Genomic DNA, 17,753 nt, shown 5'->3' with positions numbered 1-17,753 from the left:
CTAAATGAAACTGCGACCCTATTCGGGCTGGATATGTTTGAATTCCAGCAGATGACGTTCGCCTTCCAGCTCCGGCACCCGCAGCTCATGACAGGCTACCAGACGGATATTGGCAGGCAACTGGGCCAGCTCCTCTGCGGGATATTGTCCCTTGAGCGCGAGGAAGCAGCCCTGTTCTGACGGCAGGTGGTGACACCAGCTCAGCATGTCCTCTAGCGAAGCGAACGCTCTGCTGAGTACACCATCAAACCCGACTTCGGGTTGATACTCTTCCACCCGGGATTTGATCGGCGTCACATTGGTCAACCCCAGCTCCAGAATGACCTGGCGGATGAAGTTGATCCGTTTGCCCAGACTGTCTAGCAGAACGAACTGCTTGTCCGGATTGATGATCGCCAGCGGCAATCCCGGCAGGCCGGGACCGGTCCCCACGTCGATGAAGCGCTCACCGTGCAAGTGGGGGCTTACCACCAGGCTATCGAGGATATGCTTGACCAGCATGGCGTCCGGATCTCGCACCGAGGTGAGATTGTAAGCCTTGTTCCACTTGTGCAGCAACTCGACCAACTGCACCAGTTGGCTCTTTTGGGTATCGGTGATAACAATTTCGGCCTGCTTGAGCAGGCCGTTCAATCTTTCCAACATGGGATTCCTCAGGCGGTTTTACGCAGCAGGCCGTGTTTTTTCAGGTGAACCAGCAGGATGGAGATGGCCGCCGGGGTGATGCCGGAGATGCGGGAAGCCTGACCAATGGTCTGCGGCTTGGCATCGTTCAGCTTGGTTTTCACCTCGTTGGAGAGGCCGTTCACATCGCGGTAGTCGAGATCCAGCGGCAGCAGGGTGTTCTCGTTGCGCAGCTGCTTCTCCACCTCGTCGTGCTGGCGCTCGATGTAACCGGCGTACTTGATCTGGATCTCCACCTGCTCGGCGGCGGCCGGATCGGCGATGGCCGGACCGACCCCGTCGATGGCCATCAGGGCATCGTAGGTTACTTCGGGACGACGCAACAGCTCTTCCAGACTCTGCTCGCGGGTCAGCGGGGTATTGACCAGAGCGTTGACTGCCTCCAGTGACGGATGTTGCGGGTGGATCCAGGTTGAACGCATGCGCTGACGCTCCAGCTCGACCTGTTCCATCTTGGCGTTGAATTTGCTCCAGCGCTCGTCATCCACCAGACCCAGTTCGCGACCGATGGCAGTCAGGCGGATATCGGCGTTGTCTTCCCGCAGCAGCAGGCGATATTCGGCGCGGCTGGTGAACATGCGGTAAGGCTCGCGGGTCCCCAGGGTGGAGAGATCATCCATCATCACACCCATGTAGGCCTGATCCCGACGCGGGTTCCAGGGATCCTTGTCCTGGGCACGCAAGGCCGCGTTCAGACCGGCCATCAGGCCTTGTGCCGCCGCCTCTTCGTAACCGGTCGTCCCGTTGATCTGGCCGGCGAAGAACAGGTTTGGAATGCACTTGCTCTCCATGTTGGCCTTGAGATCCCGCGGATCGAAGAAATCATATTCGATGGCATAGCCGGGGCGAGTGATGTGGGCGTTCTCGAAGCCACGCACGGAGCGAACGATCTGCACCTGCACGTCAAACGGCAGGCTGGTAGAGATCCCGTTCGGGTAGAGCTCGTGGGTGGTCAGGCCTTCCGGCTCGACGAAGATCTGGTGCGCCGTCTTGTCGGCAAAACGGGTGATCTTGTCTTCGATCGACGGGCAGTAGCGCGGGCCGATCCCCTCGATCACCCCGGCGTACATGGGGCTGCGATCCAGGTTATTGCGGATCACTTCGTGGGTACGCTCGTTGGTGTGGGTGACGTAGCAGGGCACCTGACGGGGATGCTGGCTGGCATCGCCGATAAACGAGAAGACGGGGCGCGGATCGTCGCCGTGCTGGGCCTGCATCACAGAGAAATCGACGCTGCGAGCATCGATGCGCGGCGGCGTACCCGTCTTGAGACGATCGATGCGCAGCGGCAGTTCACGCAGGCGCTGGGCCAGAGCGATCGAGGGAGGATCCCCGGCACGACCGCCCTTGTAGTTTTCCATCCCGATGTGGATCAAACCATTCAGGAAGGTACCGACCGTCAGCACCACAGTCTTGCCGCTGATGCGGATCCCGCTTTGGGTGACCACACCGGCAACACGATCCCCATCCATGATCAGATCGTCACAAGCCTGCTGGAAGATCTTCAGGTTCGGGTAGTTCTCCAGCATCTGGCGAACGACAGCCTTGTAGAGCAGGCGATCCGCCTGGGCACGAGTGGCTCGTACTGCCGGGCCCTTGGAGGAGTTGAGGGTGCGGAACTGGATCCCGCCAAGATCGATGGCACGCGCCATGATCCCGCCGAGTGCGTCAACTTCCCTGACCAGGTGTCCCTTGCCGATCCCGCCGATCGCCGGATTACAGGACATGTGTCCCAGCGTATCAATATTGTGGGTCAGCAACAGGGTGTTCATGCCCATACGGGCTGCCGCTGTTGCTGCTTCGGTTCCGGCATGACCGCCACCGACGACGATCACATCAAATTGTTCATGGTATTGCATTGGGATCACCTTGATCTGCACGCCTGAAGATCTTTATTTGCCTGGGCTAAAGGGCGGAACATTCTATCTGTTTCGCGTCCTGAGGGGAACGTCTACTTAACGTTCAGTATGAAGGGAGGATCCACTAATTAGATCTTAAGGATCTTTAGATCGATCTTTTACTGGATCTCTTATTAGGATCCGCCCTTTCTGTTGATAAGCACTTTTTGATCATAAAGATCATTAATTTAAGGACGATCCTAGCTTGTGGAAAAGCTTGGATCCTGGCTCGGTGAACGAGGGGATAACCAGGACTTTTATACACAGAGGTCTGTCGGTCTGGATCTAATACATGGATAACTATAGGTTTTGCAGAGCTTTACACCGTAGTTATGCACATTACCCCTGGGCGTTGTGGGTAACCTTGTAGAACAACTCCCCCGGATCAATCTGTTAATAACACGGTGGATAGTCGATCTGGGGATAAGTGGGGAGATCAAGCTTTTTTTCAGGATCTCCCGCACGCTGATCAGACGATCATCGTCATCCAGTCGCGGATCCACACTTCTGCGGCATCTTCGGGGATCTCGTGTTGGGTCACATCTATGTCGAGCCGCTCGCCGATCCGGCTGGCACCGCATTCGGCCAGCAGCCGATCCAGCGTCTTGCCACCCTGGCAAAAGGTGTCATAACTGCTGTCACCAAGGGCAATCACTCCATATTTCAATGAATTAAGATCCGGATGCTGCTCGGCAAGATCCTTGGCGAAGGGTTGCAGGTTGTCGGGCACATCCCCGGCACCATGGGTGGAAGTGACCACCAGCAGGATGGATCCCGCATCATCCAGCACCTCTGCCAGCTTGGCCGGGTTGTGGATCCGAGTCTGGTGGCCAGCCTGTTCCAGCAGGTTGGCGACGTGGTCTGCGACATATTCGGCGGCGCCCAGCATGGAGCCGACGACGAGATTGAGTTTGGCCATGGAATGGATCCTGATTTCAGACAAAGAAACGGAAAGCCGGATTCTACCGCCAAAGGGTGTGGATAAATATGGATAAAGCTTGGGGATAATGGATCCAGTCAGATAATGCCACCGGATCCATCCTGCCGATCTTTTTTCTGCTTCTTTATATTCCTCTCCATTGTCTTCTCCGCTCATGGCTCTCCTGATGACTCCCATCCCCTGCGAGATCCTGCCAATGATGCAGCTAGATAACAATGTAGATGCAAATGATTAGCAATTATTGAATCGATTCGATCACGGCTCCTGTAGTAGGATTGCGCTGCTTTATTCGCCCATGGAACAGGGTGATGTCGTGACAAACGACCACAAATAACAATTAAAACAACATAACTCATTGATAAACGAGACTTTAATATGATTGCGCAAAAATACACTACAGGACCCGGCAAGAAGGGCGCCTTCGGCGTGCTTTCGCTCTCCGGTTTGCTCGTCTCCCTGCCGCTGATGGCCGAACAAACCACCGCTGAGCTGCCCAAAGCCAGCGAAACCATGGTGGTGACCGGTACGGCCATGAAGGTGGAAGTGCCGATGGCCGAGACCCCTCGCGCCGTCTCCGTGGTTAATCGCGAGGAACTGGATCAGCACGCCGTGTTGCAGCTGGATGAAGCGATTCGCTACCGTTCCGGCGTATTGACCGGTCTCTATGGTTCCGACAACAACACCGACTGGTTCAAGGTGCGTGGCTTCGATGCCGCCTCTTATCTGGATGGCAACCGCTTGTTTGGCACCGGCTACTACGTCTGGACGCCGGAACCGTTCGGTCTGGAGAGTGTGGAAGTGCTGAAAGGGCCAGCCTCGATCCTTTACGGTGAGGCGCCTCCGGGCGGGGTGATCAATGCCATCAGCAAGCGGCCGACCGCCACGCCGCAAGGGCAGGTGGATCTGCAGCTTGGCAGCCGGGATCATCGTCAAGTCGGGGTGGACGTCTCTGACGCGCTCTCCGACAACAGCCGCTACCGCATGGTTGCTCTTTATAAAGAGCGTGATGGGGTGCTTACTGGTACTTACAACGATCGGGTTTATCTGGCGCCCAGCGTCACCTTCGATCTTTCGGATCGTACCAGCCTGACCCTGCTGGCCAGTTTTCTGCACGACGAAGGGGTCCCGACCAACGGCTTCTTCCCGGTCTATGGCACCCTGAATACGTCAGGTGGCCAGATTGATCCCTCCACCAACCTGAGCCAGCCGGATTACGATCGCAACCGCAATACCCAGATCTCCACCGGTTACGAGCTGGCCCACCAGCTCAACCAGACCTGGGAGTTCAAGCAGAACGTCCGCTTCAACTACAACGATCTGCTGCTGCGCCAGACCTATATCTTCCCGACCTATGAAGGCACAACCGCCAGTCGTGGCCTGGTTTACCGCGATGGCAATACCAAGAGTGCCACTATGGACAACCAGATGGTGGGCTACTGGAACACCGACAGCACCGAGCAGACCTTGCTGCTGGGGGTGGATCTGCAGCGTCACGTCAATGAAGGGGTCGAGGCCGACAACTACGCCATGGGCTCCATCAATACCATGAACCCGGATTACAGCGGCTTCCCCGGTTTTGATGAGTCGACTGCTACTCACCAGAAGAGCAGCAAGGGCCAGAGCGGTCTCTATGCCCAGCACCAGATCCGCTGGGACGATCGCTGGTTGCTGACTGCCGGTGGCCGTTTTGACTATGTGGAGACCCACAACACCAATACCAGCAAGGACGAGCGCCAGTACGATCACGAGCTCTCCCTCTCGGGCAGCCTGATGTATCTGGCTGACAACGGCCTCTCTCCCTACTTTGCCTATGCCGAGTCGTTCGAGGTGCTGCCGGGGATCGATCCCAACACCAAGAGTTCCTACAAGCCGCTCAAGGGCAAGCTCTACGAGACCGGCGTGAAGTATGCGCCTGCCTTCCTCGACGGTTACATCAATCTGGCGCTGTTCGATCTGGCCCAGACCAACTCGCTGGTCTCTACCGGTTCCGGCCAGCAGACCCAGGCGGGTGAAGTGACCTCTCAGGGGGTTGAGCTGGAAGGGAGCGTGCAGGTGACCGATGCGCTGCGTCTGACCGCTGCTTATACCTACACCGATGCCAAAACCAACGACACAGGCAGTAGCGATCGCCGTGCCAGCCTGATCCCGCGCCACCAGGCCTCCTTCTGGGGTAACTACAAGGTGCAGCAAGGGGTGGCTTCGGGTCTGGAGCTGGGTACCGGTGTGCGTTATATCGGTTCCAGCGTGGGTATTGGCGCCGTGAATGCGGACTACACCCCCATCTACGGCTCTGCCGAGGTGCCGGCCCATACCGTCTGGGATGCGATGATCGGGTATGACTTTGCCAAGAACTGGCGTGCCCAGCTCAACGTCAACAACCTGCTGGGTGAAACCTACGTGGCCAGTTGTGACTACTACTGCTACTACGGCGAGCCGCGCAGCGTAGTGGGCAGCATCAACTACCGCTGGTAATCGAAGTCGGGCGGGAACCGGATTCCCGCCCTTCTTTTCACCCGCAGTTGTTCTGATCTCTCTGGAATACCGGTCCGTTATGGAACTCTTGTCTCTGGTTTATCGCCAATATCGTTGGCCCTTTATCGCCATCACCCTGCTCAGTCTGCTCAGTGCCGTCAGCGGGATTGGCGTCATTGCTTTTATCAATCAGTCTCTTATCGAATCTATAGGTGATCCGCTGCCGATCCTCGGTCAGCTGGTCGGCCTGATTGTGTTGCTGCTGGTGATCACTCTCGGATCTCAGCTGGCCCTGACCACTCTCGGTCACCATTTTGTCTACCGGTTGCGTGGCCGTCTGCTCAAGCAACTGTTGGATACCGATGTCGCCCGCATCCGCCAGATTGGTCAGGGGCCACTGCTGGCCTCCCTCTCCAGCGATATCGGCCAGATCACCATCGCCTTCGTGCGCCTGCCTGAGCTGGTGCAGGGGCTGGTGCTCACGCTGGGTTCTGCCCTTTACCTTGGCTGGCTCTCTCCTGCATTGCTCGGGGTGACTGCGCTCTGGGTCACCGTCACCATGGTGGTGGGCTGGTTGCTGGTGAACCGTGTTTATCGCCATCTCTCCCACATGCGTCAGGCCGAAGATCGGCTCTATCAGAACTATCAGGCCATCATCGCGGGCAGCAAGGAGCTGGCGCTCAACCGCGAGCGGGCTCACTTCGTTTACCACCAGCTCTATGAGCAAGATGCCCGTGACTACCGCCAGCAGATCATTCGCGCCGACACCTATCACCTGAGCGCGGTGAACTGGTCGAATATCATGATGCTGGGGGCGATCGGTCTGGTCTTCTTTCTGGCCAACGGCCTTGGCTGGGCCAACACCAATGTGGCCGCCACCTTCGCGCTGACCCTGCTGTTCCTGCGCACCCCGCTGTTGCAGGGGATTGGCGCCCTGCCGACCCTGCTTGCCGCTCAGGTGGCGTTCGACAAGATCGCCGCCCTCAATCTGGCCGAGCCGGATGCGGACTTCCCACTGCCGCCCGCCATCCGCCCCTGGCAGCGTATCGAGCTGGAGCAGGTGAGCTTTCACTATCAGGGAGAGGGCGGCTTTGCCGTTGGCCCCATCGATCTGGTCATCGAAAAGGGGGAGCAGATCTTCATTATCGGCGGCAATGGCTCCGGCAAGTCGACGCTGGCCATGCTGCTGACCGGCCTTTACCAGCCGGTATCGGGCCGGATCCTGCTGGATGATGAACCCGTCACCGATCGCAACAGCTATCTGGCGCTCTTCTCCGCCATCTTCACCGACTATCACCTGTTCCAGCATCTGCTGGGGCCAGACCCCAAAGATGAGCTGGTCGCCGAGTGGCTGGAGCGGTTGCAGATGGGCAGCAAGCTCACCATCGAGGATGGCTTTATCACCGATATCGAGCTCTCCCAGGGGCAGCGCAAGCGAGTCGCCCTGCTGCTGGCGCTGGCCGAGCAGCGCGAGGTGATGCTGTTTGACGAGTGGGCCGCGGATCAGGATCCCCAGTTCCGCCGCATCTTCTATCAGCTGCTGTTGCCGCGCCTCAAGGAGATGGGCAAGACGGTGATTGCTATCAGTCACGATGATCACTACTTCGCGCTGGCCGATCGCCTGCTGGAGATGCGTCAGGGCCAGCTCACCGAACTGACCGGCGCGCGCCGCGCCGCAGTGAGCCGCGATGCGATCGCCCACCTGGATTGCGAGGTGCCGGCACCGATGAGACTGGCGACAAGCCAGCACAGGAATTGCTTATGTTCGAGATGAAATCAGCCAGCTTTACGGTCAATGACCGCACGCTGCTGCACCCCACTAACCTGCGTTTCGAGCAGGGACAGGTCTATGGCCTCATCGGCCACAATGGTTCGGGCAAATCGACCCTGCTCAAGCTGTTGGCTCGCCAGCAACCGCTCAGCGATGGCGAAATCCTGTTCGATGGCAAGCCGCTGCACGACTGGGGCAACCGGGAGTTCGCCCGTCAGGTGGCCTATCTGCCCCAGCATCTGCCGAGCGCCGAGAATCTGCTCGGGCGGGAGCTGGTGGAGATGGGCCGCTACCCCTGGCGCGGTCTGCTGGGCCGGATGGGGGCGGAGGATCACCGTCAGGTCGATCGGGCTATCGCCCTTACCCATACCGAACGCTTTGCCGATCGGCTGGTGGATACCCTCTCCGGCGGCGAGCGAGGGCGGGTCTGGCTGGCGATGCTGCTGGCGCAGGAGAGCCGCTTTATCCTGCTGGACGAGCCGCTGGCCGCGCTGGATGTGGCCCATCAGGTGGAGGTGCTGACGCTCGTCAAGCAGTTGAGTCGTCAGCTTAACCTCGGGGTCATCATCGTCATTCACGACATCAATATGGCCTCCCGCTTCTGCGATCGGCTGGTGGCACTTCACTCCGGCCGCCTGCTCACCCACGGCGAACCTGAGGGGATCATGACCAGCGAGACCCTGCACGCCATCTATGGCATTCCGATGGAGGTCATTCGCCACCCGGCTCATGCCCATCCCATCGCCATCGTTTAGATAAGGCTTGTTACCTCGATGCTTTTATTCAAGAAAGTTGGCTGGTTCTGCTGCCTCTTGGCTCCGTTTATGTTGCAGGCCGAGCCAACGATGCCTGCCGCTGCAGAGCTCCCTCAAACCGATGCTGTGAAGTCGCTACCCCGTATCGCCACCGTTGACTGGACCATAGCCGAGACCCTGCTGGCGCTCGGGGTGACTCCGCTGGCCGTTGGGGATGCAGGTCCCTATCAGGCATGGGTCGGCGAGCCACGGCTACCCGCCGGGGTGGTGGATATCGGCCTGCGCACCCAGCCCAACCGCGAGCTGCTGGCGGAGCTCAAACCCGATCGCATCCTCATCTCGCCGCTGGCGGCCCCGCTGGCGCCAACTCTTTCCCGCATCGCGCCGGTGAGCACCATCGCCCTCTATGATGGGCAAACCGATCTGTGGCAGCGGCTGCACGAGGTGACCCTGACCCTCGCTCGTATGGTGGGTAAAACCGCCGAGGGCGAACGGCTGCTGGCGGGGCTGGATCGGGATCTCGCCAGCATGCAGGTCAGATTGCCTGCGGATCTGCCGCCCCTGCTGGTGGTGCAGTTTATCGATGAGCGCCATGTGCGGGTGTTTGGTCGCCACAGCCTGTTCGATGCGGTGATAACGCGGCTCAGGCTGCAAAATGGCTGGCAGGAGCAGACCAATGACTGGGGTTTCTCGGTGGTCAGCATCGAGCAGTTCATGACCTTGCCAACCGCGCGGCTGGTGGTGGTCGATCCCATTCCGGTCGGGGTGAGTGAACGGCTTCAGGAGCCGGGGTTGTGGCAGCATCTGCCGCTGGTACGGCAGGCGCCCGTGCTGCATCTGCCTGCGGTCTGGAGTTTTGGCGGCGTACTTGCCGCCCGCCGTTTCGCCGGTCTGCTCAGCGATGCATTGCTGCAAGATGCCGAGCGTATGGAGGCTAACCGATGAAGCGACTGCTCACATCGCCGCTGCTGCGGCCGGTCTCGATCCTGCTGGGGTTGACCCTCTCGCTCGGATGTTGGGAGCTGGCTCGCCAGCTGCCCGGTGCGCTCTGGTGGCAGAGCCTGTTCGCCCCCAATCTGGATGACGTCAGCCAGGCGGTGGTGCATTTCAGTTGGCTGCCCCGTTTGGTGGTCACCCTGCTGGCCGGAGCGGCGCTCGGGCTGGCGGGCTCCCTGATGCAGCAGGTGCTGCGCAACCCGCTCGCGTCTCCGACCACCTTGGGGGTAGCCTCCGGCGCTCAACTGGCGTTGATGATGGTGACCCTATTTGCCCCCTCCTGGTTGCTGCTGGGGCGGGAGTGGATCGCCATGGCCGGCGGCAGCCTTGCGATGGCACTGGTGTTTGCCCTGGCCTGGCGTCGCCAGCTCAATCCGGTGGTCATCGTCTTTGCCGGGCTGGTGATCAACCTCTATCTGGCGGCCATCAGCATGGGGCTCTTGCTGTTCTTTCAGGAGGAGCTGAAAGGCTTGCTGGTGTGGGGCAGTGGCTCGCTAGTGCAGAACAGCTGGAGCGGGGTGAGTTATCTGTTGCCCCGCCTGCTGGCAGCCGCTTTGCTGGCCGCAGTACTGGTGCGCCCGCTGGCGGTGCTGGAGCTGGATGATGCCAGCGCCCGCAGTCTGGGGGTCTCCCTCCAACACTTGCGACTGGCGGGGCTTGGCTTGGCGGTATTTGTCACCGCTTGCGTGGTGAGCGTGGTTGGGCTAATCGGCTTTATCGGATTGGCAGCGCCCGCCATGGTGCGGCTGCTCGGGATCCGTCAGCTTGGCCAACGGCTATTGTGGACACCGATCCTCGGCGCCCTGCTGCTGGCGGCGACCGATCTGCTGCTGCAGAGTCTGAGCCGCTTCTGGCCAGTCTTGATCCCCACTGGCGCCATGACCGCCATGCTGGGCGCGCCGCTGCTGCTCTGGCTGATCCCGCGCCTTGGCATCAAGTCGGGTACGCCAAAGGCAAACGCCGGCCTGCTGGTGGCCCGCCATCCGGCACCGGCTCGCCTTATTGGCCTGTTGCTGGTCGGGCTGATGCTGGCCGTGGTCGCCTCCCTGCTGGTTGGACAGGGGATGATGGGCTGGAGTTGGCCAAGCTGGCTGCGCTGGCAGGCCCAGCTGGAGTGGCGGCTGCCGCGCACTCTGGCGGCGGGGGCTGCTGGCGTGCTGCTGGCGCTGGCGGGCACCCTGTTGCAGCGGGTCAGCAACAACCCGATGGCGAGCCCGGAGTTGCTGGGGGTGAGCGGCGGCACCTTTATGGGGGGGATAGCGACGGCCTTACTGCTGCCAGCTTTGCCGTTGCCCATAATGCTGCTGGGCGGCCTGATCGGGGCCTTCGCTTGTCTCTTGCTGCTGGTAGTGGTCAATCGCAAGCACGGCTTCCAGCCGGAGCGGATCCTGCTCTCAGGTATCGCCATCACGGCGTTGTTTGAGCCGCTGCAGGCCATCGCGTTGGCCAACGGTGACCTGCGGGTGCAGCAACTGCTCTCATGGATGTCCGGTTCCACCTACTACGTCACCCTGCCGGTGGCCTATGGGCTGGTGGGGCTGGCGCTGTTGATGCTGGCCGCCTGCCTGCTTGTCAGCCGCTGGCTCGATCTGCTGCCAATGGGGAGTGCGGTGGCGACCGCGCTGGGCATTCGCCTCAACAGTGCCCAGCTCGCCATCCTGCTGCTGGTGGCCGTGCTCACTGCCAGCGCCACACTGGTGGTGGGGCCGCTCTCCTTCGTTGGTCTGCTGGCACCACATATGGCCAAGCTGATGGGGTTGGTGCGGGCACGCTGGCACCTGCTTGGGGCCGCCGCTTCCGGCGCCCTGTTGATGGTATCGGCGGACTGGGTCGGCCAGCAGATCCTCTTCCCGCAGGAGGTGCCGGTCGGGCTGGTCTCCACCCTATTAGGGGGCGCTTACTTCATGTGGTGCCTGCGCCGCCTTTAGGTTTGTGGATTGGCTATCGTGTAGTCGGATCAGGGTTGCCAATATGGCAGTAACGATAGGCAGTGTTTTTTGGGGCCAATAACTTGGCCCCCAATATGAGCCGACGTGGCAACTGTTGGGATCATGCTGTCTCTGAATCGTTCTTCAGTTCGCTGAAAAAAAGATCGCATCATAAAAAGGATCAACAAAACCCACGATCTGGTCCGCGCCGAAATCTTCGATTGCATTGAAGCGTTCTACTACAGAGTGCGACGCTAGAGCCACCTTGGATGCGCGTCACACCAGAGGTCTTCGAATAAGTCTCGTCGTGAGAACAGAATATGTCTACCATCGTGGGCTAAGTCCATCTGATCTGGGTATGATCCTGCGCCAGATTGTCTCGACTTCACTTGCTTATTGTCTTATAAATACAAACGTTTAGATATTGCCAATCTAGCGAGGCAAAGGATGAAATTTATTTTCGATCTCGACGGAACTCTTAGCTGCTGTGAAACATTGCCTATCATAGCTAAAAGTTTCAATGTCACTACGCAAATAGAAGAGTTAACTGCCCAGACTATTAATGGTCAGATCCCATTCATGGAAAGTTTCATCAAGCGGGTTGACATACTTGGCCACCTAGATGTGGCTCAAGTTGCTCGCATCGTAGCGGATATTCCCCTTAACCAGTCTCTGCTCGATTTTATCAATAGTAACCGTGATGACTGTATTATTGCCACTGGAAATTATAATGGCTGGATCGCAGAATTAGCCAAAAAAATAGAGTGCGTAATTCGTTCATCAGAAGGGGAAGTTGATGCCAATGGCAAGGTTCGATTAACCAAAATACTAAAGAAAGAAGATATTGTTAAAGAGTATCAAGCGCAAGGTGAGCAAGTCGTTTTCATCGGTGATGGAAATAATGATGCTGAGGCCATGAGGATCGCTGATGTTTCTATTGCTTGCGGCTTGATTCACCAACCGGCAAATACGGTCATGCAAGTTGCAGATTATGCAGTATATGATTCTGTTGCTATGCTCAGGTTACTGCAACAGATAAAATCACCTCAAAATGGAAGGTCAGTGGTAATTAGTGCTGCGGGGGTTGGTTCGCGCCTTGGGCTGGGACAAACAAAGTCGCTTATTAAGCTACAAGGGGTGCCACTTATTCATCTACAGCTAGAACAATTCCGGCATGTAAGTGATCTTAGAATAGTTGTTGGTTTTCAGGCTAGCAGTCTTATTGATGAAGTATGCTCGATCAGAAAAGATATTATTTTTGTTTTCAATCACGATTATTTTCACTCTAAAACTGGCGCTAGTCTCTATCTTGGTGGTAAACATGCTAATGAAATGATTATTGCTTGGGATGGGGATCTATTAGTTCACCCAGATGATATTGCTCAGTGCATTGAAGCAGAGCAAGAATTTATTGGGGTGAGTCAAAAAGTGAGCGAAGACGCAGTTTTTGTGAAGCTTAATGAACAAGAACAAGTTGTTTCATTTTCCAGAGATGATGGTGATTACGAGTGGTCTGGACCTGCTGCCATCCGCAGGGAAAATATAAGATTTACCTCGGGCCATCTTTACAATCTTTTAGAACCATTATTGCCAATGTCTGCGAAGATAATACGAGCGCAAGATATTGACACTTATGAAGACTATAAGAAAGCTGTTGATTTTGTGGACTCGTGGAGTAGTGGTAATCATAAAATAAATAGTTATTATGAAAAACTAGCCAGCAAAATAAAATCACCAATAGAGACTAGAAATAAAGCCCCCGATTTTTCTATTTTTGATATTGAGTTAGTCAAACGTTTCTCAGATAAAAGTAAAACCCTGCTTGATCTTGGTGCTGGTACTGGGCTGCTTGTTAATCACCTTACAGAAGATTTCTCTAAAATAGTCGCTGTAGAAAAATATTCTAACTTTAGCGATTTTATAAAAAGAACGGACAACCTGAAAGTTATTAATGAAGATCTCAATATATTTGATGTGGCAGAGAAATTTGATCTTGTTACCATTTTTGGTGTGATGAATTTCTTTAATAGAACAGAGGCGGAACGGATTTATCAGAAGGCTCGCTCATGGATACGACCTGCTGGTACTTTGATAGTCAAGCATCAGATGGGGTGTACTGAAGATGTCATTGTTGATGGTTACTCCAAAGAGCTAGGAACAGATTACTACTCTGAATATAGATGGCTACAGCATGAGATAGATCTTATACGTCAAGCCGGTTTCAGCATTAAGGAAGTTGTTGATATTTATCCAAAAGAGTACAACCGATGGGATAACACCCATTTCTATGCCCTTGTCTGTATACCTGAAGAGAGCAGTTAGGCAAAACTGTACTGAATAATAATTATTGGATGACGATACCATGAGTCGATTTACGCGTTTTCTCCAATCATTCCTGAGGCGTTCAGGAAAGTGCGATGCTGATCTCATTTTTTCAGAACAGCTGGTTAATCTGAGTCAGGGGATTGAGCAAGGTAACCAGCAACTGTCAGAGGTGCAGCTAACTCTGCGTGATGATATCTCCAGACTTCAGGCTATAACAGAACTTCTGTGCGAGAAAGTCAGTTCATTACCGGTGATGTCATCAGCCAATGTCCACGATGTGATAGTTACAGCGGCTGAGCTTGAAGATGTTTTTGTTGGTATTTCTAAAAATATCAAGAGTTGGCAGCAGTGCAATATAGTTTTTGCATGTCCAGTGCTACATGATGGTGTCTCGTTACTGTTGCAAGATCAGGAAGTTATTTATGTTCGCAATGTTGACGATTTTGTATTGCATTTGAAAGATCGTCATGTAACAAGTATTGGTATCACATCACCTTGGCTGATGCAGGATTTTATTGGTGAGCGACATATCCTAAATCTACTTCTGAGGGCTTGTCAAAGTCATATTTTATATATCGATAATTGCCATTTTGTGGTACATAGCAAGAACACTAGAAAACGTCTTCATAAGGTTGGTTTCTATGAGATAGCACAGCTTTCGGAAAATCAAAAATGTGATTTTGTCTCTATTGGATGTTTGCCTGATGGTTCTTATTCTGTATTTGGTTCTGCACCGGCGATTTATACTGAGTCGCCCAGCTGTGTAACACTTAGGGCGGCTAGACTCCCAATTTGCAATACCGAAAATTTCTATTGGGAGAATTTGATGATAACACCATTTGATTCGACCAAGATTGGTTTTATGGCGCCAGCTGATGGTTTTTCTCTGGCCATTGCTCAGGCAAAAACTGCTGTAGATGATGTGATTAGTATAAAGGCTAAATTTTCGTGGTTGGGGGCTGGGAGTGGACATGCTTCTCTGGTCGCTTGCTATTCAGGCCCGCAAGATAGTCATATGTATGCCTGTATGCTTCAGGCATCCACGGCAGATATGCCTGTTATCACATTATGGGTTAATGATGGTAGTTGGAGGATAATAAGTGAGCCTAAATTTATACCATGTGAAGAGGTGAATGTTACCGCTGGGCAGTACTCTACTATTATTGCACTCTCTGTCATGTCTACCAAGGTAATGGTTGAGGTTGGCAGCACTCTCATTATTGATGTCATTGACACCAAGTTGACGCGTACACCGCGAGTGGGGATAAGAGCAAGCGATAATCAGTTTGCTGTTTCTCAAATTACCACATAATAAAAGGCCAGACCTCATGAAAATTGTTACCTCAGGCGTAGATTCTGAGTATGTGTTGGCTGATTTATGCAAATACCTTAGGGCGGTTGGTTATGATGTCACAGAGTTGGATTTTGGCCAACTCACAGCGCAGGATGAAGATTTACTTGCCCCCTTTATTGGTGAGGATGTTGTCTACATTACATCAGCACATACTAATTTAACTAGAGATGTTGCAAAGTTTTTGGCGCCAAAATTTAATGAACACTACCCAAATTATTTATCGCCATTAGAAATAATTCAAAAATTAAAACCTAAGAAATCCATATATATTCCACATGATCTTCTTACTCCTTTTGGAGATAAAAATCTCAATGAACTAAGGTTTTTGGATCTTTTTGACTACATACTTACGCCTTTTTCATCCTCTGCACTCCAGGCGACCTTGGGTCGTCATACGAAAGTCATAGAAAGTGGATGGATAAAGCATACAAAAAGTGCTCGTCCTAGCCAGCCAGCCCAAAAAAATAAACCGAGGATTGTACTGTTCATCAGTATGTTTGAACACTTGCGTCTGAGATTTGGTGATTCAGGAATAGTCGATTACTTTGCTCCGCTTATAACGGAAAATGTCAGAGTCAAGTTACCTGCTTGGCGGGACGTGGCGCAGGTAGAGAAATTATTCAATAATCGTTTTCCCGATTGCATCATTCCCGCTGAGGAGTGCTCGATCCGAGCGATTCAGGAGGCTGATGTTGTGTTGTGCAACGGTGCTTCCTCCATACACGCCGAGTCCATTCTAATGGGGCGGCCCACAGTCTGCCTGTTGGATGATGAGGGCTTGCCCTCCGATGAGCAGCGCAGCAAGCTGGGACATCTCCAGGCCATTCTGTTTCATGACTATCGGCAACGAGCACCATTGGCAGATGAGTTTGTCGAGCAGGCGATGAAATATCACAGCAACTTCCCGTCAGCCCACTTTGATTATGGTGTAGTGGAAAACATCATCAGCAAGTGATGCTGTGGTCATTGTGATGGCGCAGTGGCGTTTGTGCTTGCGGATGCCCGTGGTTGGTTCAAGGTAGGAGCCGGCGTAATAGGTTAAGCGCAGAGCGCGCTTGCCTTCGGCGTCAGGTTCGCGGAATTCGATGCTGATCTTCATAATTGTCCCCCGAAAGTACCCCGAGAGGTTACTTCGGGGTACTCTCGGGGTAAATTCTCACGAAACAAGATCAGGCAAGAATAGTCAGTAAAAAACAAAGTTCAATATTTACAATGTCTTATATTCTCGCTGGCTGCTTTTTATTGCTGATTTTTCACCACATTACTTGCCGATGCAGAAGCTGGAGAAGATGCGGCCCAGCAGATCGTCGGAGCTGAATTCGCCGGTGATCTCGGAGAGGGACTCCTGCGCCAGGCGCAACTCTTCGGCCACCAGCTCGCCGGCCACGAACACTTCCAGCTGCTCCTTGGCCACCAGCAGGCGCTCGGCGGCGCGCTCCAGTGCATCCAGATGGCGGCGGCGGGCCATAAAGCCCCCCTCGGTGTTGCCCTGGAAGCCCATGCAGGCTTTCAGGTGTTCGCGCAGGGCGGGCAGCCCCAGTTCGGTTTTGGCGGAGATGCGGTAGACGGCGTGGCCCAGCTCCTGGCTCGGTGCCAGATCCTCGCCGGTCAGGTCTGCCTTGTTGCGAATGACGGTGAGGCCGATGTTTTTTGGCAACCGATCAACAAATTCCGGCCAGATCTCCCGCGGGTCAACCGCATCTGTGGTGGTGCCATCCACCATAAACAGCACCCGATCGGCCTGTTCAATCTCGGCCCAGGCGCGTTCGATACCGATCTGCTCCACCTTGTCCTGAGTGTCGCGCAGACCGGCGGTGTCGATGATGTGCAGCGGCATGCCATCGAGATGGATGTGTTCGCGCAGCACGTCGCGGGTGGTACCGGCAATCTCGGTGACGATGGCTGACTCGCGCCCTGCCAAAGCGTTGAGCAGGCTCGATTTGCCGGCGTTGGGACGACCTGCGATCACCACCTTCATCCCTTCCCGCAGCAGAGCGCCCTGTTTGGCTTCACTGCGCACGTCGTCCAGCTCGGACATGATGCTGTAGAGGTCGCCCGCCACCTTGCCGTCAGAGAGGAAATCGATCTCCTCGTCCGGGAAGTCGATGGCCGCTTCCACATAGATGCGCAGCCGGATCAGGCTCTCCACCAGTTGCTGGATTTTGCTGGAGAACTGCCCCTGCAGGGAGTGCATGGCGCTGCGAGCGGCCTGTTCGCTGGAGGCTTCGATAAGGTCAGCGATGGCTTCGGCCTGGGCCAGATCCAGCTTGTCGTTGATGAAGGCGCGCTCGCTGAACTCGCCGGGGCGGGCAGGGCGGATGCCATCGATTTTCAGAATGCGGCGGATCAGCATGTCCATGATGACGGGGCCGCCGTGGCCCTGCAGCTCCAGCACATCCTCGCCGGTGAAGCTGTTGGGGGCTTTGAACAGCAGGGCGATGCCCTGATCCAGTACCTGGCCTTGCTCATCCTTGAACGGCAGATATTCGGCGTAGCGCACCCGAGGGAGCTTGCCGAGCACTATCCCGGCGACCTGTTCGGCGGCGGGGCCGGAGACCCGGACTATGCCGACGCCACCACGGCCTGGCGCGGTGGCCTGGGCCACGATCGTATCTGTTGTCATCTTGCTT

At 55.4% G+C, this 17,753-nt stretch carries 13 protein-coding genes and 1 pseudogene; 9 read left to right on the top strand and 5 right to left on the bottom strand.

All coding sequences use genetic code 11. The features are described from left to right. Positions 1 to 18: 18 nt before the first annotated feature. The 3 genes from rsmG to mioC form a co-directional block, all read right to left on the bottom strand. Positions 19 to 645, bottom strand: coding sequence for a 16S rRNA (guanine(527)-N(7))-methyltransferase RsmG (rsmG, locus tag G5287_RS13485; protein WP_227341684.1), 627 nt, complete (start codon positions 643 to 645; stop codon positions 19 to 21). An 8-nt stretch (positions 646 to 653) separates the two neighbouring features. After that, positions 654 to 2,543, bottom strand: a complete 1,890-nt coding sequence (gene mnmG / locus G5287_RS13480) for a tRNA uridine-5-carboxymethylaminomethyl(34) synthesis enzyme MnmG (protein ID WP_227341685.1) — start codon at positions 2,541 to 2,543, stop codon at positions 654 to 656. 508 nt (positions 2,544 to 3,051) lie between these two features. Next, entirely contained in the window at positions 3,052 to 3,501 is a 450-nt protein-coding gene (gene mioC, locus G5287_RS13475) for an FMN-binding protein MioC (RefSeq protein ID WP_227341686.1), read from the bottom strand. Between the two features lie 396 nt (positions 3,502 to 3,897). On the opposite strand from mioC, the gene G5287_RS13470 reads away from it, so the two are divergent. From G5287_RS13470 to G5287_RS13430, 9 genes and pseudogenes are all read left to right on the top strand, one after another. After that, complete coding sequence (locus tag G5287_RS13470; RefSeq protein ID WP_227341687.1) at positions 3,898 to 5,994, top strand: TonB-dependent siderophore receptor; 2,097 nt, start codon at positions 3,898 to 3,900, stop codon at positions 5,992 to 5,994. Between the two features lie 79 nt (positions 5,995 to 6,073). Then, positions 6,074 to 7,768: a multidrug ABC transporter permease/ATP-binding protein gene (locus G5287_RS13465; protein ID WP_421231431.1), complete on the top strand. Its 1,695-nt coding sequence runs from the start codon at positions 6,074 to 6,076 to the stop codon at positions 7,766 to 7,768. After that, on the top strand, positions 7,756 to 8,520 hold the full coding sequence (locus tag G5287_RS13460; RefSeq protein WP_421231430.1) for an ATP-binding cassette domain-containing protein: 765 nt from the start codon (positions 7,756 to 7,758) through the stop codon (positions 8,518 to 8,520). The genes G5287_RS13465 and G5287_RS13460 overlap by 13 nt, the downstream gene beginning before the upstream one ends. Positions 8,521 to 8,538: 18 nt before the next feature. Next, positions 8,539 to 9,465 (top strand): ABC transporter substrate-binding protein, encoded by a 927-nt coding sequence (locus G5287_RS13455; RefSeq protein WP_421231429.1) that lies wholly within the window; start codon positions 8,539 to 8,541, stop codon positions 9,463 to 9,465. Then, a complete protein-coding gene (fhuB, locus tag G5287_RS13450; RefSeq protein WP_421231428.1) occupies positions 9,462 to 11,444 on the top strand; it encodes a Fe(3+)-hydroxamate ABC transporter permease FhuB in 1,983 nt (660 codons plus the stop codon). The genes G5287_RS13455 and fhuB overlap by 4 nt, the downstream gene beginning before the upstream one ends. Before the next feature lie 24 nt (positions 11,445 to 11,468). Next, positions 11,469 to 11,702: pseudogene (locus G5287_RS13445) on the top strand (IS3 family transposase); the annotation flags it as partial. A gap of 189 nt (positions 11,703 to 11,891) precedes the next feature. After that, on the top strand, positions 11,892 to 13,766 hold the full coding sequence (locus tag G5287_RS13440) for an HAD-IB family phosphatase (RefSeq protein WP_227341692.1): 1,875 nt from the start codon (positions 11,892 to 11,894) through the stop codon (positions 13,764 to 13,766). Between the two features lie 40 nt (positions 13,767 to 13,806). After that, on the top strand, positions 13,807 to 15,081 hold the full coding sequence (locus G5287_RS13435) for a hypothetical protein (RefSeq protein ID WP_227341693.1): 1,275 nt from the start codon (positions 13,807 to 13,809) through the stop codon (positions 15,079 to 15,081). A gap of 16 nt (positions 15,082 to 15,097) precedes the next feature. Beyond that, positions 15,098 to 16,078: a hypothetical protein gene (locus G5287_RS13430; protein ID WP_216952506.1), complete on the top strand. Its 981-nt coding sequence runs from the start codon at positions 15,098 to 15,100 to the stop codon at positions 16,076 to 16,078. Here G5287_RS13430 and G5287_RS13425 read toward each other — a convergent pair. Then, positions 16,031 to 16,222 carry a hypothetical protein gene (locus G5287_RS13425; RefSeq protein ID WP_227341694.1) on the bottom strand — a complete coding sequence of 64 codons (192 nt, stop codon included), beginning with the start codon at positions 16,220 to 16,222 and terminating at the stop codon, positions 16,031 to 16,033. The genes G5287_RS13430 and G5287_RS13425 overlap by 48 nt on opposite strands. A gap of 162 nt (positions 16,223 to 16,384) precedes the next feature. Further along, the gene (mnmE, locus tag G5287_RS13420; protein WP_139459600.1) at positions 16,385 to 17,746 is read right to left on the bottom strand and encodes a tRNA uridine-5-carboxymethylaminomethyl(34) synthesis GTPase MnmE; all 1,362 of its coding nucleotides are present in this window, start codon (positions 17,744 to 17,746) and stop codon (positions 16,385 to 16,387) included. Positions 17,747 to 17,753 lie beyond the last annotated feature (7 nt).

Source organism: Aeromonas sp. 603079 (genome assembly GCF_049172135.1).
Classification (GTDB): domain Bacteria; phylum Pseudomonadota; class Gammaproteobacteria; order Enterobacterales; family Aeromonadaceae; genus Aeromonas; species Aeromonas veronii.
This window is presented reverse-complemented; position numbering and strand designations above follow the sequence as displayed.